Annotated in this window: 21 protein-coding genes; 6 read left to right on the top strand and 15 right to left on the bottom strand. The window is 40.4% G+C overall.

Features of this window, described 5'->3' with window-relative positions:
* Positions 1 to 46: 46 nt before the first annotated feature.
* Positions 47 to 877 carry an XAC2610-related protein gene (locus BCL90_RS07660; RefSeq protein ID WP_134380611.1) on the bottom strand — a complete coding sequence of 277 codons (831 nt, stop codon included), beginning with the start codon at positions 875 to 877 and terminating at the stop codon, positions 47 to 49.
* A 245-nt stretch (positions 878 to 1,122) separates the two neighbouring features.
* Here BCL90_RS07660 and BCL90_RS07655 point away from each other — a divergent pair, with 245 nt between their 5' ends.
* The gene (locus tag BCL90_RS07655) at positions 1,123 to 1,452 is read left to right on the top strand and encodes a hypothetical protein (RefSeq protein ID WP_121283374.1); all 330 of its coding nucleotides are present in this window, start codon (positions 1,123 to 1,125) and stop codon (positions 1,450 to 1,452) included.
* 146 nt (positions 1,453 to 1,598) lie between these two features.
* Here BCL90_RS07655 and BCL90_RS07650 read toward each other — a convergent pair whose 3' ends face one another.
* Positions 1,599 to 1,781, bottom strand: a complete 183-nt coding sequence (locus BCL90_RS07650; RefSeq protein ID WP_121283373.1) for a hypothetical protein — start codon at positions 1,779 to 1,781, stop codon at positions 1,599 to 1,601.
* A gap of 193 nt (positions 1,782 to 1,974) precedes the next feature.
* Here BCL90_RS07650 and BCL90_RS25605 point away from each other — a divergent pair, with 193 nt between their 5' ends.
* The 3 genes from BCL90_RS25605 to BCL90_RS07640 all read left to right on the top strand — a co-directional run bounded on the left by BCL90_RS25605 (position 1,975) and on the right by BCL90_RS07640 (position 3,716).
* Positions 1,975 to 2,121: a hypothetical protein gene (locus BCL90_RS25605; RefSeq protein WP_166792194.1), complete on the top strand. Its 147-nt coding sequence runs from the start codon at positions 1,975 to 1,977 to the stop codon at positions 2,119 to 2,121.
* Between the two features lie 9 nt (positions 2,122 to 2,130).
* Positions 2,131 to 2,868: a type 1 glutamine amidotransferase domain-containing protein gene (locus tag BCL90_RS07645; RefSeq protein ID WP_208529859.1), complete on the top strand. Its 738-nt coding sequence runs from the start codon at positions 2,131 to 2,133 to the stop codon at positions 2,866 to 2,868.
* A 311-nt stretch (positions 2,869 to 3,179) separates the two neighbouring features.
* Positions 3,180 to 3,716 carry a hypothetical protein gene (locus BCL90_RS07640; protein ID WP_121283372.1) on the top strand — a complete coding sequence of 179 codons (537 nt, stop codon included), beginning with the start codon at positions 3,180 to 3,182 and terminating at the stop codon, positions 3,714 to 3,716.
* Positions 3,717 to 3,774: 58 nt separating this feature from the next.
* Here BCL90_RS07640 and BCL90_RS07635 read toward each other — a convergent pair whose 3' ends face one another.
* Positions 3,775 to 4,752, bottom strand: coding sequence for an NmrA/HSCARG family protein (locus tag BCL90_RS07635; RefSeq protein WP_121283371.1), 978 nt, complete (start codon positions 4,750 to 4,752; stop codon positions 3,775 to 3,777).
* 102 nt (positions 4,753 to 4,854) lie between these two features.
* Between BCL90_RS07635 and BCL90_RS07630 the strand changes: the two genes are divergently transcribed.
* Positions 4,855 to 5,226: a winged helix-turn-helix transcriptional regulator gene (locus BCL90_RS07630; protein WP_121283370.1), complete on the top strand. Its 372-nt coding sequence runs from the start codon at positions 4,855 to 4,857 to the stop codon at positions 5,224 to 5,226.
* Positions 5,227 to 5,265: 39 nt separating this feature from the next.
* Here the strand turns inward: BCL90_RS07630 and BCL90_RS07625 are convergent, their stop codons facing one another.
* The gene (locus tag BCL90_RS07625; RefSeq protein WP_121283369.1) at positions 5,266 to 5,958 is read right to left on the bottom strand and encodes a response regulator transcription factor; all 693 of its coding nucleotides are present in this window, start codon (positions 5,956 to 5,958) and stop codon (positions 5,266 to 5,268) included.
* Positions 5,945 to 7,399: a sensor histidine kinase gene (locus tag BCL90_RS07620; RefSeq protein WP_121283368.1), complete on the bottom strand. Its 1,455-nt coding sequence runs from the start codon at positions 7,397 to 7,399 to the stop codon at positions 5,945 to 5,947. Before BCL90_RS07620 ends, BCL90_RS07625 begins: the two co-directional genes overlap by 14 nt.
* 109 nt (positions 7,400 to 7,508) lie before the next feature.
* Here BCL90_RS07620 and BCL90_RS07615 point away from each other — a divergent pair, with 109 nt between their 5' ends.
* On the top strand, positions 7,509 to 9,893 hold the full coding sequence (locus tag BCL90_RS07615) for an outer membrane beta-barrel protein (protein ID WP_121283367.1): 2,385 nt from the start codon (positions 7,509 to 7,511) through the stop codon (positions 9,891 to 9,893).
* 383 nt (positions 9,894 to 10,276) lie between these two features.
* Here BCL90_RS07615 and BCL90_RS07610 read toward each other — a convergent pair whose 3' ends face one another.
* From BCL90_RS07610 to hemN, 10 genes are all read right to left on the bottom strand, one after another.
* Positions 10,277 to 10,834, bottom strand: a complete 558-nt coding sequence (locus tag BCL90_RS07610; protein WP_121283366.1) for an REP-associated tyrosine transposase — start codon at positions 10,832 to 10,834, stop codon at positions 10,277 to 10,279.
* Between the two features lie 111 nt (positions 10,835 to 10,945).
* Positions 10,946 to 11,647, bottom strand: coding sequence for a sulfite exporter TauE/SafE family protein (locus BCL90_RS07605; RefSeq protein WP_121283365.1), 702 nt, complete (start codon positions 11,645 to 11,647; stop codon positions 10,946 to 10,948).
* On the bottom strand, positions 11,644 to 12,072 hold the full coding sequence (locus BCL90_RS07600) for a FixH family protein (protein ID WP_121283364.1): 429 nt from the start codon (positions 12,070 to 12,072) through the stop codon (positions 11,644 to 11,646). The genes BCL90_RS07605 and BCL90_RS07600 overlap by 4 nt, the downstream gene beginning before the upstream one ends.
* A gap of 85 nt (positions 12,073 to 12,157) precedes the next feature.
* Positions 12,158 to 13,534, bottom strand: coding sequence for a cytochrome c oxidase accessory protein CcoG (gene ccoG / locus BCL90_RS07595; protein ID WP_121283363.1), 1,377 nt, complete (start codon positions 13,532 to 13,534; stop codon positions 12,158 to 12,160).
* Positions 13,518 to 14,486, bottom strand: a complete 969-nt coding sequence (locus tag BCL90_RS07590; protein WP_244095071.1) for a cbb3-type cytochrome c oxidase N-terminal domain-containing protein — start codon at positions 14,484 to 14,486, stop codon at positions 13,518 to 13,520. The genes ccoG and BCL90_RS07590 overlap by 17 nt, the downstream gene beginning before the upstream one ends.
* On the bottom strand, positions 14,473 to 14,655 hold the full coding sequence (locus tag BCL90_RS07585) for a hypothetical protein (RefSeq protein ID WP_121283362.1): 183 nt from the start codon (positions 14,653 to 14,655) through the stop codon (positions 14,473 to 14,475). The genes BCL90_RS07590 and BCL90_RS07585 overlap by 14 nt, the downstream gene beginning before the upstream one ends.
* Positions 14,656 to 14,658: 3 nt before the next feature.
* Positions 14,659 to 16,800: a cytochrome-c oxidase, cbb3-type subunit I gene (ccoN, locus tag BCL90_RS07580; RefSeq protein ID WP_121283361.1), complete on the bottom strand. Its 2,142-nt coding sequence runs from the start codon at positions 16,798 to 16,800 to the stop codon at positions 14,659 to 14,661.
* 72 nt (positions 16,801 to 16,872) lie between these two features.
* The gene (ccoS, locus tag BCL90_RS07575; RefSeq protein WP_121283360.1) at positions 16,873 to 17,052 is read right to left on the bottom strand and encodes a cbb3-type cytochrome oxidase assembly protein CcoS; all 180 of its coding nucleotides are present in this window, start codon (positions 17,050 to 17,052) and stop codon (positions 16,873 to 16,875) included.
* Entirely contained in the window at positions 17,049 to 19,433 is a 2,385-nt protein-coding gene (locus BCL90_RS07570; protein WP_121283359.1) for a heavy metal translocating P-type ATPase, read from the bottom strand. The genes ccoS and BCL90_RS07570 overlap by 4 nt, the downstream gene beginning before the upstream one ends.
* Before the next feature lie 12 nt (positions 19,434 to 19,445).
* Positions 19,446 to 20,792, bottom strand: a complete 1,347-nt coding sequence (gene hemN, locus BCL90_RS07565) for an oxygen-independent coproporphyrinogen III oxidase (protein WP_121283358.1) — start codon at positions 20,790 to 20,792, stop codon at positions 19,446 to 19,448.

The following is a 20,792-nucleotide window of genomic DNA, read 5'->3' as shown; positions in this document are numbered from 1 at the left end:
AGGACTTAATTGTTACTATTGCCAACCGCTAAAATCTGTATATATTTTATTGCTGTTTAGCTGATCTTAACCAAATAAGGTTATTTTGCTGGGAGAAACTGTAAATATCATTCCACCAGGTTGCGCCTCCCCGGCATGAGGACATTAAAAGCCGATTCTTTTTATCCAGTACCACATCACAAAGACCTGAACATTTCGCCTGGGGTGCATTGGGTTCAGCAAGTATGCTAAAATGCTTCGATTTGGGATTATACAGATAAATACTGAAAGTGCGGTAAACACCCATGCCTGCGTCTGGTATGGAAAATGCAACGTCATCAAAACCATCGAAATTGTAATCGGCAATCGTGCCATACCGCTGGGGATCGGGATGGTCAAATCCTGGAAGCTGGGTTTTAATTGTATTACCATCGCTATAACTGAAGGTGAGCAGGTTGTCAGATGTATGCCTGAAGGAAATCAGTACGTCATGAAGAAGATACTTATCAATTCTTGCTTCGTCACCGGGTGCTATGATCTGCTCCAACTGAAACCGCCTGCCATCTTTAGCCCGTTTGTACCATACGCCTGATAATTTTCCAGCTTCCCGGGTAAGTCCGTAACTACCGGTTGCCTTTCCTCCAATCACCTCATCCCATACATAAGTTATTTTGGATTGCGCTGATTTTTCCTGGCTGCTCAAGGTTTTTAGCTGTAAAGCGATAAGGCCTTGTTGACCATGATATTGGACAAATGCGCCCTTGCCATCAGTGCCAAAGTAAATATCCAGCCTGAAAGGCTTCGTGCCATTAGTGGACTTAAGCGAAAATGGCTGGGATAATGCCCGGAAAAACAGTAACACGAACACAGTTATGGAGAGCAACTTCTTATGCATCATTTTTTAGTGTTATATCTCTCTTTGGCATTTATTGTGCCATTAATTTTAAACAACTGAGCACTAAAATAATGAATCCTTTTCATGATCTATAAATTATTAGCCATGCAAAACCAGCAAATTTATGCTTCCAATACAATGCTTATATCATAAATTAATATGCTAACAGCTGTTTTCTACAAGCGTGTCGCTTAAAATCAAACTTTAGTCTTTCTTAAATGTTAACTATTAAATCTAATTAATGGATTATGACAGAAGAGCAAAAAACAGAAGCTATAAAATTAGTGAAACAAGGCCTTGAAACCATACAGGCACGTGAATATAGAGAAATTGCAGAGATCCCTACAGAAGGCAAACAACAATTTGAAATAAAGTATAGCTTTGTTAACGAGGGAGTAGAAGGGATTTTTAATATTATTGGAAATACCGGGGCTAATGGAGCTGAAGCAGAAGTTAGCTTAGTGAGCGAATTTACAGATGATCCACTGCATTCAATTTCTGATTTAACCAAGGAACAGATTAACACCGATTTAAGAAGTGCACAGGATTTCTTGAACAAAAATTTAAAAATCGTCTAGTCACCAACCATATATAAACTAAAACATTAATGCTAATGTCGCAAAAATATGCGTAGATAATGTTGCGCTATTTTAGGAAAAGTGGGAAAAGGCATAGACAAATAAAATACGCCAATTGAGGAACAAAGGTTCTTCAGACCTAATAATTAAGTATTTCCACCAGCATTACCTGCAATGTCTCCACCAACATCTTCCTCATCATCTGTTTCGCCGGTCAGGCCTCGCTGTACTTCATTGTCATCGACTTCTTTTTCCTCATTCGGACTTACTTGCGACTGGCCTTTGCTGTCTTCAGCATCATTGTCTCTTGGTTCAATGTTATCGTTCATAATCGTTTTTCTTAATAAAACATGCTAATGGCGATAAGGTTTAAACAATTAAGGCAATTTTAGATCAGGTGGTTAAAACAGGTGTGTATTACCAAAATCCAAATCTTTTTACGCTGTTAAGCATTTCTTTTCAGCTTTAGCGAACCATTAGTCGCTTAAACTTGTTATCTCTTTATACTAAAATCCGAAAAACATGAAAGATCCAAAAGAACAAGAAGAGGAAAATGCAGAACAGCAAACTGAAAACCCACAAACTGAAAACACCCAAGATTCCAATTGGGATGAACACCAGCGTATAGATGAAGAAGGTAATGAACTTGATCCTGAAGACATAAAATAATAATACATTATGAAAAGAATATTAATGGTGATGACTTCTCATCACGACATGCAAAATACTGAAGATAAAACCGGGGTATGGATTGGCGAATTTACCGATCCCTATTACGAATTTATCGACGCTGGCTATCGGGTAGATCTGGTAAGCCCTAAAGGAGGACGACCGCCAGTAGACCCGATGAGTGAACTGACCGAAAACATCACAGGCTCTAATCGTAGATTTCAGGACGATGATGATGCTAAAAATGCCTTTTCTCATACCAGCACGTTGAATGGGATCAGGGCTAGTGACTATGATGCGGTATTTTATCCCGGCGGACATGGGCCACTTTGGGATTTAGCTGTCGACAATAATAGTGGTATCCTGATTCATGACTTTTTAGACGCTGGCAAACCCGTGGCAGCGGTATGCCATGGTCCGGCCGCATTGCTTAGTGCCGAAAACATACGTCCTGGTTTTTTAAAGGGCAAAAGAATTTCGGCGTTTAGCAATACCGAAGAAACAATAGTTGGCCGTGGTGACCATGTTCCTTATCTGCTGCAAACAAAAATGGAAGAACTGGGGGTTGAAATAAAAAATAGTTTAGTACCCTTCCTTTCCCATGTAGAAATTGATGGATTGTTAATTACCGGACAGAATCCATTATCAGCAGGGCCTGTTGCTAAAGCATTGATTGAACGGCTTGCAGATAAGCAGGAACAGCAACCAGAACAATCGCCAGAAACGGAAAGCTTCACAAAAGCATGACTGAAAAATTTGGAGGACTAAGCCTTTACACCCGGCAACCCATAAAAGACATCTGGGGAAGATGGCAACCAAAGAGAATACGGATAAGCTGATCATAATTGAAGTGATGACGGCTCGTTTTAGTGCGCCCTACAGGAAAAAATAAAATTGAATCTGGAGAAAACACTTAGGCAAGAAGAAATCATCATCAGGCATATAAAAGCAACTATCTTAAAGGACAATTAAGAATCTATTAAATACCTTACCATACAACAAAGGTTTAAAAAGTTTTATCTTTGTTATAGATTATTTGCCATTCTGATCCACATATTATGAAAACAACTGCATTCAGATTAATATTGCTATTTCAAATCTTCCCGCTATTTTGTTTTGCACAGAAAAATGCTGGTCTTAAGGCCCTCTTAAATAAAAATGCTGAATTTATCTTTCCTCAAACACCAGATAAAATTTCTGCAATATTAGGCGTAAAAACTATTTTTTATGAAGATGCTAACGAGCAGCCTTATGCAAAGTGGCTCACCAGATCAGGGCTGGAACTATACTGTAGTCTTGGGGATGACAAAAGCATAGAAGAAATGTTTTTTATCATTCCTGAGGATCAACCAATAGAGGTGGAAGGCCTGCCCTTTAATTTGGTTATGAACAGGACAACCCCTCAACAAAGTACATTAAAATTTAGCAGATACAAAATCAAGAAAGAAAAGCTTGGTGAGGATGGTGAATATCCTGGAGGCATGAAACTTTTTTTTAAGAGGGGTGATCGTTTTATCACCCTTCTTTTTGATAGGAAAAACCTGCTTAAATTTTTATCGATAACAAATGAGATCATCGGTTCATCCGTCAATTGACTTGGGAGATGGGTTTCTATATTTCGCCCACATTTTAGTTTAAAATTCACTTGATTTTTTAGTACATCAGTTTCTGCCCTTTCCAATTGGTTGTGCGTAAAAACGCTTCCCAATTTAGGGTGCCCGGATTGATCTGCCGACTCCATTCCAGGTCACGCTCGTTACTGAAGTAACCATATTCTACGGCAAATTCTGCCATGCCTAAAATCTCATTCAACAAAACATCATTTGAAGCAAATTCAGGGAAATAACGGAGTATTTCCTGCCTTTTATATGCCGAACTGTATTCAGCTTTTATACCTGTAACTTTAGTAAAGGTATCAACCATTTCCTGTGGGGTAATGATATCGCCGATTACAGGTAAGGATTTGCCTGAATATTTATCCGGATTTGAAAGAATCTCTAAAACGGCAGGTCCGGTTGCAGTAAGCGGATCTACGAAAGGCGCAGCAAAATCTTTCGGTAGATAAATCGGAAATACAAGCGTATCGCCTTTTAATTGAGGGTTATAAAATTCCATTAGATTAGTAAAAAAGAAAGCCATATAAATAAATGAACTTCTTACAGGTAAAGTGCGGATATACGCTTCTACCCTGGCTTTATCTGTGAAATGCGGTGCGAATAATTTTCCACCTGTTAACTTATCTACATTTTCCAAACTACTAAAAATGATCTGTTTTACCCCCGCCTCAAAGGCTGCATCTGCCAGTTCTTTACCCAATTCAAATTCGTAGGTAGCCGGCGGGGCAATGTTCGGTGTCATCAGAAAAATACTATCGGCGCCACGAAATGCTTCTGTAAACTCTTTTTTATACCCAAGGCTAAGCGGTAAGCTTACAAGTTCAACGCCTTTTTGCGCCAGCTCAACTGCTTCCGGGGCATCAAGCCGGCGGGTTATACCGCGAATACGGTAAGCGCCGCTTGTTAGCAGTGTACGCGCAACACTATAACCTTGCTTGCCCAAAATACCAACAATGGTAACGAGTGGTTTTTCAATTTGTGAAGTTGCGTTATTTTCTATTGAAGTATGTAACATTTTTCTTTATTTTTTAAACTATCATTATTATAGTTGCAAAAGTATTTTGAGTAATCTACATTTGCAATAACTATCAAAACAGATAGGACTAAAAAATTGAAGATGAAAACAGAATGTGCGGGAGATTATGTTAAACTAAAAGGGAAAATGTACCCTTGTACAGTAAGCCTTACGATGGATTTAATTGGTGGAAAATGGAAGGCGGTTATTTTGTATCATTTAAAAAACGGACCTAAACGATACAGCGAGCTCCGCAAGGAAATGCCCTCCATCACCGAAATGACATTAAGTCTTCAATTAAAACAGTTGGAAAAAGATGGTTTGGTACTGCGGAAAGTGTATGGTACGAAGCCACCAATTAAGGTTATTTATAGTTTAACTGATTTTGGAAAAGGTTTTATTCCCGTTCTGGATGCCATTACAAACTGTGGCAATGAAATTGTATGTGAGCATGGAGAGTTTATCAAAGCCTGACCGCGTACAGCATATTACTTCAATAGGAGGAAGCAACAATTAACAAATAAGCTTATACCCCACTCCCCTTAAACTGATGATCTGTATTTCTGGTTCGCTTTTTAAAAGCTTGCGCAGGTGTGCCATAAAAACATCCATACTGCGGCCATTGTAAAAACTGTCTTCTCCCCATATTTTGATCAAAGCATCCTCCCGTTCCAAAATGCTGTTGCGATTTTTCAACAGTAATTCGAGCAAAACGGTTTCTTTATAAGAAAGTGAATATTCACCTACAGACGTTTTTAATCTTTGGGCAACCGGATCGAGTTCACAGTTCATGAACTGATATTTTCTAGCGAGTTCACTTTCTTCCTTTTGCGTATGTCCAAATCTCTTTAAAAGAGATTCCATGCGTACCAGCAGTTCATCAATGCTAAATGGTTTTTTAAGGTAGTCATTACCTCCGTTCTTAAATCCCATCACCACATCTTCGGTAAGGGCCTTTGCGCTTAAAAATATAATGGGAATGTTGGGATCTGATTTACGGATTTCGGTAGCCAGCGTATAGCCATCCTTTTGCGGCATCATGATATCAAGCACGCAGATATCGGGCTTATATTTCTGAAATTGTGTCCAGGCCAATTGCCCGTCCAAAGCCAGATTTACCTCATAACCACTACTGCTTAAGCCATCGAAAACAATACGAGCCAAAAAAGGCTCATCTTCTGCATACAAAACCTTAATTTTCTTCATATAATGGCAAAATAACCATAAAATTGCATCCTTTCCCTATTTTGCTCTGGAGCGCAACACGTCCGCCGTGGAGCTCTACCACCTGTTTTACATAATGAAGACCAAGTCCCGAACCTTTCACATTGTGTATATTATCCTGGTTAAAAATCCTGAAAAAGCGTTCAAAAACCTGCTGCTGATAAATTTCATTTATCCCCGGGCCGTTATCTTTAAAACTGATAGTTAATTCATGATCAGCAATGCTGCAGGATACCTCAATTTTAGCATGAGGAGGAGAATATTTCAATGCATTATCGATGAGGTTATAACATACATTCGAAATATGCATGGCATCACCTTTGATAAAAACAGGTTCATCCGATTGCAAAAGTAAAAGTTCTGCATTTTTCTCCTGCACCTGTATATCCATGGCGTAAATAACCTGTTGCAATAGTGGCTGAACATCGAATAGGCTAAACTGCAGTTTCGTTTTCCCCAGGTCCATTTGCTCCTGTTTAAGTACCTTTTCAATCATCGACTGTAAGCGCTGCAATTCGTGACGGCTGATATTAATATAATTCTTTAGCTTTTCGGGTTCATCAATTAAATGATACTTGCTAATGGATTCAAGGGCCACAGCAATTGTCGAGATCGGGGTCTGGAGTTCATGCGTCATATTGCTGGTAAAACTCATCCTCGCCTGTGCATAAAGCTGCTGGTTTTTCATCAGTCTGATGAGCAAGTAAAATGCTGCAGCGGTAAGGACCAGCATCATAAAGGATGAGATCAGGTAATAACGCATCTGAAAAACAACAGTCCAAAAAATATTGTCCACTACAAGCTGGTATCTGTGCAAGAACTTTAAGTTGTAGGTATAACGCTCGCTGATAAAAGAAATACTGCTTTTGGTAAAAGGAACTGTCTTGATCAATTTTCCGCTCGAATAATCGTATAAGGCATAATCCCTATGGATCCTGAGGCCAAACTGTTGGAGTTGACGGTTCACCAGGCTATCCAGACTTTTCAAATCTCTCTGATCATCTGATGAAACCTGACGTGGAGACATGTTATCCGTTTTTGATGATGAAGATATTTTAAAGTGTTTTTTCGGATCATTGAGAAAAGACATCCTCATTTCAACGACAGTGCTATCATTATCGATCCCATAATGAAACTGGCTATGCAGGTTATCTAATGTCAGTTCATCAAAGGCCTGCCTCAATGAAAACCATTCTGAAGAAAGAAAAAACTGCTTAAAACGACTGCTCCGTTCGCGCCCCCTGGACACGCTTCGGTAAACGATCTGTTTAGAGGCGTTGCTTACAATAGATTCAAGTTTGCTTTTAACATCCTGTTTTTGTGCCAGGTACAATTGCCGTATCCAGGCACATTGCAAACAGAGGCTTATGATCAGCGTGATTACTGCCAAAGGAAAAACATATCTGGATGTAAGCCATTTCATTCTCCTAAAATGAACAAATCATTTTATCAATGGAAGTACGAACTAAAAATTTAACCTTATTTAACCGAGATTAACGCTGCTTTACATGGTTAGAAACTAGTTTTGAAACATGAAAAAGTTAACCTTACTCCTATTCTTCTGCTTTCCTTTAATTGCTTTTGCACAATTGCGTAATGGTTTGGTAACCAATAAAAATGGAGAACCCATAGATGGGGTAACCATTGGCCTGCGCCATGCAGATTCTACCTTAGCCATCCAGATTTCAAAAAACGGCCTGTTCAGTTTTCAGCAGCCTTTAAAAGGCCATTACGTATTACTGTTGAAGGCCGTTGGATATAAGGATATAAGCAAAGCCCTAAATCTTCCGATGGATTCAGTAACCATAATGATGAACAATGACGATAAAACCCTGGACCAGGTAACGGTATCGGCTTCAAAACCAGTTATTGTAAGAAAAATAGACAGGGTGATATTTAATGTCGAAAACAGCATTATTGCCAGTGGTGCTACGGTTTGGGATGCGCTGGGGAAAGCTCCGGGAGTACAAACACGTTTTGATGGCGGAGTAACAGCCAACAACAAGGGTGTGGTCATTTATATGGATGATAAACCCATCAGGCTCTCTAGCGAAGATCTGGCTGCTTATCTCCGAAGTTTGCCATCCGACAACACCTCCAAAATAGAGATTATGGCCAATCCTACAGCCAGGTATGATGCCCAGGGCGGTGCGGTAATTAATATTATTTCTAAAAAACCAAAAGGTGATGGCTTTAACGTGGTACTTTCCGGCGGTTATACCCAATCAACCTATAGCAGTTACAATCCAGGTACAGTATTTAATTACAGAAAAGACAAACTGAATGTGTACGGCAGTTATGGTTATAGCCGACGCAAAAAGGACCATACAGAAAGTGAATATGTCATTTTCGCCTCGCCTGAAAACTATTCGGATTGGCGGAATGAAAAATCGGGCCTACGATCCGGGAATGCTAATAGTTATAAAATAGGAGCTGATTACAATCTTACTGATAAACAGGTAATCGGCATTTTGGTAAATGGCTACAATGGTGCAAACAACAGACCGAATAGTACATTAACGACTATTGTTAACAACCACTCTGCAGTACCCGATTCTATCCTTCATACCCAAAACATTTCTAACGGAAAAGCCTCCCAATATAGTTTTAATCTCAATTACAAGATCAAATTAGATACCAACGGCCGGAATATTAATGTGGACTTAGATTATGTGCCATATCAGAATAATAACAGCCAGCAGGTAGATACTTACGGCATATCTGGTAACGGCAATCCGCTTCCTGATCAATACCATATTTTTACGCCTTCTGATCAACATATTGATATTTATTCCGGAAAAATAGATTATACGGATAAATTCTGGAAGAAATGGACCTTTGAATCGGGCCTGAAATACAGTAGTATCCGCACACGCAACAGTTTTGATTTTTACAATAATTCAGCTACCGGTCCCGAATTGGTAAGCAGCCGTAGCGACCGTTTTGAATATGCCGAAAATATATCAGCCATTTATGCCAGCATTACAGGAGATGTAGGCAAGTGGAGCTTTGAGGGCGGTTTGCGCGGCGAATACACCCGAACAAATGGGAAATCGGTCGTATTAAACACCAACAATCAGAATAACTATTTTAAACTTTTCCCAACACTTTTCTTGGTGTATAAAATGAATAAAGACAATGAAATCAGCCTCTCCTATAATTCAAGAATCAGCCGTCCTGAATATTGGAGACTTAATCCTTTTAAATCTTACACCAGCCCTTACACTTATCTGGAAGGAAACCCTGCATTACAACCTGCCTTTATTTACAATGGCGAACTGGGTTATACCTACAAACAGCAATATAACATTTCATTTTACCTGAGGCGGGTAGTTGATTATTTTAGTAATATTACGGTACAGGATAACACCTCAAAACTCTTTTATGATACCCAACGGAATCTGAATTTGAGTCAGGAAATAGGTTTTTCAGCATCCTTTCCGATCAAGCCGGCTTCGTGGTGGGAAATCAACAATTATGCACAGGGCTCCTACCGCCAGGAAAAGTCGGGATATTTACAGGCCCGCTACGATTATCATGTTTGGGGCATTTACCTAAGTTCTAACCATGCTTTTACATTAAATAAAGCTCAGGGTTTAAAAGCAGAAATCAGCGCATGGTACTCTTCTCCTACCATACAGGGTATTTATAAGCTTGCCAGGCTTTATGATGTGAGTGCAGGTATGAGCAAAAGTATATTAAAAGGTAAAGGAACTTTAAGGCTGGCCGTAAACGATATCTTCTATAGTAATGCCTATCGAATTGACGTAAACTATGAAAACCAACGCAATGGTTTTTATGAGAAAAGTGATACACGCAGTGCTACTTTAAGTTTCTCGTACCGATTGGGCGGTAATCCGACAGCAGCGAGGAAAAGAACTTCGGCGAGTGAAGAGGAGAAGAAACGCACGCAGTAATGAATTAGGTTCATTAGTTCACTGGTCATTGGTTAATGCAAATCGGTTAACAGATCATTGGTTCCTACAAAAATCGTCATTTCGACCGCAGTGGAGAACCCGAAGGCTCTGCGAAGCAAAATCTTTTAACTCAGATTACAGATTTCTCCATTTCGCTGCGCTTCAGTCGAAATGACGATCGTATTATAAAATTTATCTAAATCTTAAATTCTTAATTTCTTTAAATGGTCGATGATTCAATCGGTTAATCGACCGATTCTAGCGCAAGTCTTAGCGCCTCCAGCCTATGCCATGGCCTGACTTGTGCTTTTGTTAAATCAATCTCTATCCATCCTTTACTCCAATTCTATAAAAAATCCTTAGTGCCATGCCGAACTTGAAATTTAGCCAATTAACAGGTCAATCTCAATCAATCCCTTTCCTTCTTCATAATCTATAGCACTACTATATAAATAGTCAGCGGGACTTGCCACTATTCCAGCCTCAACTGGGTTATTATGAAGGTAATTAATCCGCTCGTCAAACATATTAAGATTTGGATCTAACGCTATTGGATGGTTATCCTGCCTCCAAAACTGAAAATTTTTATTGTTGCCATTTTGTTGCCCGGCTTTCGAAAACAAGTAGAGCATCCATTCCTTCCTGCTTTCAGTAATGCTCTCTTTTATTTCTTTTAAAATCCTAAAGGACGAATATTTCTTTAAATCACGCATAATATTAGGCAATAAGTATCCTTCCTTACTACTTATAATTAGATGGACATGATTACTCATAATTACCCAGGCATGGAGCTTAAGTCCTTTTTCTTTTCTGCAATAAGATAAACTTTCTAACAAAATATCTCTATAAAGAGCTCGTGTAAATACGTCAATCCAACCCACAACGGCAAAAGAAACAAAATATATTTCTGTTGGATCATGCAACTTATATTTTGTACTCATACTTAAATATAAAAGCTTAATCTCAATAGCACAAGTCAGCCAGCCCACATTATCCTCACCACTAAGACTTGCGCTAGTATATGCGTAACTCCCGCCCAACTCCAAACTTATCTACCTGCACTCTATCGAATGGCCATAGCCGCCCGTGTTTTTGGGAGAAAAAAATGGAATGCCTAAATCGGCAGAACGCATGATGAGCAAAGCACCCATAAAAAGCATTAACCAGGGGATAAGCTTATTGGTATTAAAACGGATGTATTTTTTCAAAAAGATTCCCCCAAGCGAGATCATGAGCATTAATGGTGTGGTTCCGAGGCCGAAAAGAAACATAAAAGTAGCACCCGATTGAACATTGCCCGTATTTAATGCCGTTGCCAAGGCCAGGTAAACCATGCCACAGGGGATAATGCCATTAAGCATACCCGCAAACAATCCCCATAATTTTAAATTGAATACCTTACCCATTAATTTGCTCAGCGGATTCATCGCCTTTAACTGAATCATCGAAAACCGGTTTCTATACCTTTTATTGAACTGTAAGGCCGTAAATATAATTAATACAGAACCAATTAGTACACTCAGCGTTTTCTGATCACTGAACAGGCGTATGCTGTTTCCTAAAATACCAACCAGCAAACCCAAAACGGTGTAAACAGTAATTCTACCCAACTGATATAACAAAAGCTGAACCGCACTATCAAAGAAATCCTGTTTTCTGAAGGGCATGCCCAGCATAATGGGTCCGCACATTACCGCGCAGTGGAGGCTTCCGAATAGTCCCATTAAAAATGCCAATGGCAGATAGTCGGTCATAAGGTAATGTTATTTTTAAACAGGTATGATTTGCCCCCAGCATGCCATGAAAGATTCATAAACCACATCCCCTTAGCCATTTTTGTTTTATCTACCAGTATAAGATGCGAAGCTCCTGTGGTATTTCCTTTCCGTTTAACATCATCATCGCTATTGGCGGGCCGCATCAATACCAGCTCGTATTGCGCACTGTCTTTTAACTGTATTACAATTTGGGTATGGGTAATGGTAATTTTAGGCCTGGCATCATCATTTAATACATTCTGTTTGGCATCGTATTCGGCATTGTAATTAATTCCCTTTTCGTAATAATTTTCTTCAATCAGGGCATCCCTACCGTGCACATGGAACATGTAAATCACCATCCCCACTATAAATAGCATAAATGCAAACATCCCCATTACTATTTTTGTTCCCCAGTTCATACGTTTTGTTTTTAAATTTAATGAGAGCGTTTTGAATGAGTGAATGTTTAAAGGCCAATTGCAGAATCAATCGTTCAATATTCAATCATTCGTTTCCCGGCTGTGCGAAAAAACTAGTTGTCGCGGTACTCAACACCTCGCCATTGGCTAATACTTCGAAAACCGCATCTGTTTTGTATTTTTTAATTGAATTATTTTTCCTGATCAAAAAGAAAGTGAGGTGCACGGTACCTTCTTTTGGTAAAATAGTTGCATGCTGAATAAAATCGATCTGATCACTACTATCCTTCGACCTGAAAGTAAATTTTACCGCCTTATTGGTTTTGTTCACCAACTCTGCATTGTACAGGTTACTGGTTCTATCCGTCCCTCTGCTTTGGTATAAAGTGCCGCTGGCCCTTAAAACGGTAGTCTGGATATTTTCTCTTTTATAAATCAGCGAAGAAAAAACCATTAATACCACGAATAAAACCGCTGCATAGCCGTAAGATTTTAAACCAATTTTATAAGGTTTCCGCTCTGCAATAAAATCCTGGTTAAAGAACCCAATCAGGTTTTTGGGTTTATCTATTTTCAACATGACTTCATCGCACGAATCGATACAGGCGGTACAATTAACACATTCGAGCTGTGTTCCCTGGCGGATATCGATCCCCGTAGGGCAAACCTGTACGCAGAGTCCACAATCAATACAATCGCCTGTTTTTTGTTCCAATGTATTTCGCTGTATGCGTCCACGGGGTTCGCCCCTGGTAAAATCATAAGCTACTACGAGGCTCTGGTTATCGAGCAGCACCCCCTGAAGCCTTCCATAAGGACAGATTACAGTGCATACCACTTCGCGCACGTAAGCAAATACGCCATAAAATATAAAGGTAAACAGCCAGATGGATATAAAACCTGAAACGTGGCCAGCAATGGGCTCGGTGATGATTTTAAATAGCACATCAGAGCCGATCATATAAGCCAGAAAGGTATTGGCAATGGCAAAAGAGATGATCAGGAAAATAAAATGTTTGCTTCCTTTTTTCCATATCTTTTCGGTGTTCCAGGGTCCTTCATCCAGTTTCTTTTGCTTATTGGCATCGCCCTCTATCCAATATTCTATCCTGCGGAACACCATCTCCATAAAAATGGTCTGCGGACAGGCCCATCCGCACCACAGCCTGCCCAATACTACTGTAAAACATACAATGAAGATGATAAAGATGAGCATGGCCAGTGCGAAAAGGTAAAAATCCTGTGGGGTAAAAATCAATCCAAAGAAAACAAACTTCCTTTCGATGAAATTCAGTAGTACCAATTGCTCACCATTGAGTTTTAGAAACGGACAGGAGAACAAAAATAACAGCAGTACATAACTTACCCATTTGCGGTAGTTGTACAATCTACCCGACGGTTTTTTAGGGTAAATGAAATTTCTACCCCTGCCCTTACTTTCCGATTTATTTTTTGGTAACATCGGCTTGATTTACACTATCTTTCGCTGCTTTCATCTCATTGTCTTTTAAGTCTTTCGCTTCGTATTTTTCGCCCTGTGGGGCTTTGGCACCCGCTGGATTGCTTCCTTTTAACGACAGGATAAAATTAGCCACAGCACTAATCTGTTTAGGATTAAGATTTTTCTCCCAACTGATCATTCCCTTTTCCGGAACTCCATATTTAATGGTTTTAAACACATTGTTAATTCCGCCGCCATGTAACCAGTAATCGTCGGCTAAGTTCGGGCCAATCACGCCCTGCCCTTTATCGCCATGGCAAACTACACAGTTGGTATTAAAAATCGTTTTCCCATCTTCCAGTACGGTTGGCGTATTATCAAACTTTACGGAGTTTTCATCAATGGTATTGGCCGATTTTTCGAGATATGCAGCTTTTTCTACTTGTGCTTTGGCCATTTCATTTTCGTATTCTTTATCCTGCAGATCGCCATAGCCACCAATGTGGTAATAAAAGAGGTAACCTGCAGCGAAAATCATCGTACCAAAAAACAGGAAGTTAAACCAGGCCGGCACAGGGTTATTTAACTCCTTAATGCCATCATAAGAATGATCAATCACCAGGTTCTTTTCTTCTTCTATGGGCTTTAAACTCAATAATTTTGCCCATAAAGAAGGTTTTACCGTTTTTTGTTTCAACCAGCTATCGTAATCGAGCGCCTCCTCCTTCACAGGTCCGCTATATTTAGTGGGGTTTAACTGTTCCTGGTACATTACTTTAAATGCATTGAGCAACGTTAGCGAAACAAAAAGCAGTACCAATGCAAAAAGCAAAAGCAGTATAATGAGTATTTCAGTTTGGCTAAGTCCTAATCCAGGCTGAGAAGGTACTATAGCTTCTGCTGTTTTTTGTTCAGCAGCGTAGCTTGCAGCTGATAAAAACAGTGAAAATAACAATAGTTTAATCTTCTTCATATTGATTGGTTTTGTTGTCTTGAAAAGGGATTTCGCTCATGGTTTTGATATGGTTTTTGCTTAATTTGAAGAGGTAAACACCAACAATTACAAAAAACACCATGAACATGAGCAGAGAGGTAACGAGGTATATTTCGCCACCGGCTAAATCTTTGATCTGATTGAACATATTCTATTGATTTGAAGGAATGGTTTCTTTATTGGCTTTGATATCGGTACCCAATCGTTGCAGGTAAGCAATAATGGCCACAATTTCACGGTCGCTTTTAACTTTGATATTGTTCAGCTTCAGGTCTAACGCAATTTTTTCGGCCTGAATTTTTAAATCCTCATTGGCGTGTTTATCATAGCCTTCGGGATATGGAACGCCTAATGTTTGCATGGCCCTGATTTTACTTGCAGTAGTGCTGATATCCAGTTGTTGTTCAATAAGCCATGGATATGGCGGCATAATACTTCCCGGAGACATTGAAGTCGGATCAACCAGGTGGTTATAATGCCAGGCATCAGAATACTTTCCGCCTACACGGTGAAGATCTGGTCCGGTACGTTTACTGCCCCATAAAAACGGGTGATCGTAAACAAATTCTCCAGCCTTACTGTACTCTCCATAACGTTCGGTTTCTGAACGGAAAGGTCGAACGGTTTGCGAATGGCAGTTTACACAACCTTCCCTGATGTAAAGATCCCTCCCTTGTAATTCTAGCGCAGTATATGGTTTTACACTTGCAATAGTGGGCACGTTAGATTGGATGGTAAAAGTCGGCATCATTTCTACCATTCCCCCAATGAGGATAATGATCAGCGAGAGCACCATAAATTTCATTGGTTTGCGTTCCAGTACCCTGTGCCAGGCCTTATCTGCAGGACTACTATCTACTACAATTTTGGATAATGGCATAGCTTCGGCAGCTTCATTGGCTACAAGTTTAGCGCCCAGCATGGTTTTGGCCAGGTTATAAGTCATTGCAATTACCCCGGTTAAATAAAGTGCACCACCTATTGAACGTAAAACATGCATCGGAATAATCTGCAGGGTTGTAGCCAGGAAATTAGGGTATTTCAATAAACCTTCAGGTGTAAATTCTTTCCACATCAAACCTTGTGTAAAACCTGCCCAATACATCGGGATGGCATAAAAAAGGATACCCAAAGTACCGATCCAAAAGTGGAAACCCGCAAGTTTTTTAGAGTAAAGTTCTGTTTTATAAATACGAGGGATTAACCAGTACAATACACCGAAAGTTAAAAAGCCATTCCAGCCCAAAGCGCCAACATGTACGTGGGCTACAATCCAATCGGTAAAATGCGCTACCCCGTTAATCTGTTTTAACGACAATAAAGGACCTTCGAAAGTGGCCATACCATAAGCGGTAAGGGCGACTACCATAAATTTAAGGGTCACATCTTCCCTTACTTTATCCCAGGCGCCGCGAAGGGTCAACAAACCGTTGATCATACCGCCCCAGCTTGGTGCGATTAACATGATGGAAAAAGCAACGCCTAATGATTGTGCCCAACCCGGTAATGAGGTGTATAATAAATGATGGGGACCGGCCCAGATGTAGATAAAAATGAGCGACCAAAAGTGCAGGATACTCAGTTTATAAGAGTAAACAGGTCGACCCGCCATTTTTGGAAGGAAATAATACATCATGCCCAGGTAAGGTGTAGTAAGGAAAAATGCTACGGCATTGTGCCCATACCACCATTGTACCAGTGCATCCTGAACGCCCGCATACACATAGTAGCTTTTCATAAAAGAAATGGGCAGTTCAAAAGAGTTTACAATGTGCAATACCGCGATGGTAACAAAAGTGGCAATGTAAAACCAGATGGCCACATAGAGGTGGCGCTCTCTCCTTTTAATAATGGTACCGAACATGTTTATGCCGAAAACCACCCAGATAACGGTAATGGCAATATCGATGGGCCATTCAAGTTCAGCATATTCGTGTGAGGTGGTAAAACCCAGTGGAAGGGTAATTACGGCCGATAAGATGATGAGTTGCCAGCCCCAAAAATGAATCTTGCTTAGCACATCGCTGAACATCCTGGCCTTAAGTAAACGCTGAAGCGAATAATAAACGCCCATAAAAATGGCATTCCCTACAAAGGCAAAAATCACGGCATTGGTGTGCAAAGGCCTTATCCTGCCAAAAGTAGTGTACTGGTTGCCCATGTTCATTGCCGGCTTAAAGAGCTGCATGGCAACAAGCAGTCCAACCGTCATCCCTATAATTCCCCAAACCAGGGTGGCAATGCCAAAGTTTCTGACAATCCTGTTATCGTAAGTAAATTTTTCTAGCTGCATAATCGAAGCGGAATTTTGTATGTTTTGTACACCAAAGGTATCCTGCAGCCAGGAGATAAAGGATGATGGCGGTTAGCTGGAAAAGTGATCTTCTTCACTTTTTTCGGCAGTCACTTCGTCATCGAACAATACGCGGATACCAGGAGTATGCACATCATCGTTTTGTCCGGTTTTATAAGCCCAAAAGAAGGCACCAAGAAAAATGAGTGCCATTAAAACGCTGCAGCCAACCAAAAAGTAGAGGATATTCATATCAGTTTATTTTTACGGGCAAACCAACGGGTGGCCAGGGTGGTGAATAATATAATGGTAACGGTACTAACGGGCATCAGCACCGCAGCAACCAATGGATAAAGCGTTCCCTGTACGGCATAATAAATACCAATGCAGTTGTAGGCAATGGCGATGGCAAAACTTATTTTGATCACCTTAAGCCCATCTTTGCTGAGCTGGATAAAATGTGGCAAGAGGTTCAATCCGCCACCCTGCAGAATGGCATCGCAGCCTGGCGTAAAATTATTGATGTTATCGGTTAAGGCGATCCCAAAGTTGCTCTGCTTTAAAGCTCCGGCATCATTCAAGCCATCGCCAAGCATCATTACTGTATTCCCGCTTTCCTGGAGGCTTAAAACGGCGTCCAGTTTCTGATGCGGACGTTGTCGGAACCTGATGGTGCTCTGTTCAGGAAAAATGGTTGTCAGCATGGAACGGTCTTTATCCGTATCGCCCGATAACACCTGCAGGTTAAATTTAGAGAGTTTCGAAACCAGCTGAGCCAATCCGGGCCGCCATTGCTGCTTGATATCAAAACAACCTTTATAGTTATGGTCGATCACAATATGCACACCAGTTTCCCCAACCGATTTTATGGTTACAGGTAACATGGATAAATGTCCGGCATAGATAGTATGGCTATTAATTTGAGCGGATAAACCTTTACCCACCACCTCTTTATAATCGTTAAGTGAATAAAATCTTTCCACATTTAAAGCCTTTAAAATATGCCTGCTTAAGGGATGGGTCGAGTTGCGCAACAGCGAAGCAACAATCAGTTTTTCTTCGTTTGTTAAGGAACCACTAAAGCAGATTTCAGCATTTTCGTTACTGGTTAAGGTACCTGTTTTATCGAAAATCAGGGTATCACATTTGGCGAGTTCTTCAACCGCATCTGTATTTTTTACATAAAATCCTTTTTTATCAAAAACAGATAAGATAGCAGATAAAGTGAAAGGCGTGCTTAAAGCCAGTACGCAGGGACATGCCACAATAATAACAGCGGTAAATGCCGACCAGGCCTTATGGCTATCATGCTGAAACAACCAGTACGCTGTAGCCGCAAATGCAATCAGAAATACCCCGAGGCTGAAATATTTTGCAACAGAATCGTTAAAATTCTGTTTTTCGATGTTGTTTTTGTAATTCTCATTATTCCAGAGTCCGGTAAGGTAGCTCTGTGAAACCGGTTTGATCACTTCGAGTTCTATGGCTTCGGTGGTTTGCCTCCCCCCTGCATAAATAATTTCGCCCAGTACTTTATGTATCGGCTCCGATTCGCCGGTAACAAAACTCATATCCACCCAGGCATCACCTTTCATTAAAATGGCATCTGCAGGCACCAGTTCTCCATTTCTAATCCACAACCTATCACCGATTTTGATATCGTTGATGGATACAGGTTTTTCTTTACCCTTCTCTAATGTAGTAACCGCAATAGGAAAATAAGAACGGTAATCCCGATCGAAAGAAATGTGGTGGTAGGTACGCTGTTTAAGCCATTTCCCCATGAGGAGCAAAAAAACCAAACCTGTTAACGTATCGGCAAAACCTGGTCCGGTGGCAAAAATGACCTCAAATGCAGTGCGTAAAAACAATACCGCAATAATCAGTGCCAAAGGCGTATCTAAATTGATGTGTTTGTGTTTGATGCTGGTAATGGCCGAGGTAAAATAATCCCGCCCACAATAAAAAGCCGCTGGAATGGAGAATGCCAGGTTTAACCAGCCGAATAAGGACTGGAACTGTTTTTCAAAACCCGATAAACCAAAATATTCGGGGAAGCTAAAAAGCATCACATTGCCCATTAAAAACCCTGCGACAGCAATTTTCAGCACTAAAGTTTTATCAACCGAACTGCTGTGGGCCTTTACTACATCCTGCAGACTGATTAAGGGTTCGTAACCAATCTGATTTAAGGTTTCTACCAAATGTTTTAGCGAAATTTCTTCATGGTTGAAGTTGATGGTTACCTGCTTTTTAAGAAAATCGATCCTTGAGCTGAAAATAGCTGGATTGATTTTATACAGGTGTTCCAATAACCAGATACAGGAGCTGCAATGGATGGCGGGAATGTAAAACGTAATGATGCCCGAACTTTCATGTTTGTAATCGAGCAATTGATCGATAATTTTAGGATCGTCGAGGTATTCTAAATGGCTTTCATTTTTTAATTGCCTGCCGGGGTTATTGTTGTACACATAATAATTACATAAGTTGTTTTCGGAAAGGATTTTGAAAACAGCCATACAGCCCGCACAGCAAAAATCTTTATCATCTGTTTGATATTTTACCTTGGGCAGATCCTCTCCACAGTGGTAGCAAATGGCTTTGGTTGTGGTTTTACTTTGATCTTCCATTGTAATCGTTTCTTATATTGATGAACTGAATAGTTGTGTTTTAGGTTGCTTAAGCCATAGCTTCTCGTCGAATGCCATACAGACATTTCTCAGGAAGGATTTTCCTTTGGTGGTAATCCTGATTTCTTTTTCAGTTACCCATACCAGTTTATCGCGCAGCAAGGGCAAAAGCCGCTCATATACCTTTTCGGGAATGCCTTCGCTGTAGGCAGTATTGGCCCTGCACATGATATTAAGGATGTGTTTTCTTATTGAAAGATCTTCATCTGTTAAAAAATGTCCTTTTTCTACAGGTAATAACTTCTGTGCAATTTTATCCAGATAAGCTTCTACTGTTTTAGGGTTCTGCGCAAAGGCTGTCCAACTGTCGCTGATCGATGAAACACCGAGACCAATAAGTAAATGGGTATGCTGACTGGTGTAACCCATAAAATTCCGGTGCAGTTTATCTGTTGCCATCGATTGAAACAAAAGATCGCTTTCCAGAGCAAAATGATCCATCCCCACATCTTCGTAACCGGCCTCAAGCAGTAACTTTCTGCCAAATTGGTAAAGTGCAAATTTTTCATCTCCGGTCGGAATATCCTTTTCGGTATAGTGCCTTTGTCCGGGTTTTAACCAGGGTACATGGGCGTAACTGTAAAAGGCAATGCGGTCTGGCTGCATGGTAATCACATCGCTTATAGTGCGCTCCAACCCATCAATACTTTGCCCGGGGAGCCCATAAATCAGATCAAAATTGATGGAAGTATAACCGATTTCCCTTGCCTCGCAAGTTACTCTAGCTACCTGAGCAGGTGTTTGAAAGCGGTTGATCAAAAACTGAACTTTGGGATCAAAATCCTGTATCCCCAAACTTAATCTTCTAAAACCAAGCTGGTAAAGTGCTGTTAAATGTGCTTTGGTGGTATTGGCCGGATGCGCCTCAAAAGAGAGTTCGGCATCGGAAGCCAAAGTAGCATTTTGCATAATTCCGTTAATGAGCAGCCCGAGGTTTTCTGCACTAAAAAAAGTCGGCGTTCCTCCACCGAGGTGAATTTCTCTTAACTTAGGTTTCTCACGCAAGGCACCTACATACATATCCCATTCAGCAAGTAAAGCCAGGATGTAAGGTACTTCTACCGAGTGATTCTTTGTAATACGGGTATTACAACCACAATAGGTACAAAGGCTTTCACAAAACGGAAGGTGGATATACAAACTGATCCCTTCCTCTTTATAGCCGGCATAAGTATTCGCCACGCTACCCAGCCATCCATTTGCATTAAAGTTCTCAATATCCCAGTACGGAACGGTTGGATAACTGGTATAACGTGGAGCGGCTACATTATATTTTTTAAGCAATTCGGCACTTTCCAT

Origin of the sequence: Pedobacter alluvionis, from assembly GCF_003664035.1 — a bacterium.
GTDB classification, from domain to species: Bacteria; Bacteroidota; Bacteroidia; order Sphingobacteriales; family Sphingobacteriaceae; genus Pedobacter; species Pedobacter alluvionis.
The sequence above is the reverse complement of the archived record's forward strand: the minus strand, read 5'-3'. Positions and strand labels throughout refer to the sequence as shown.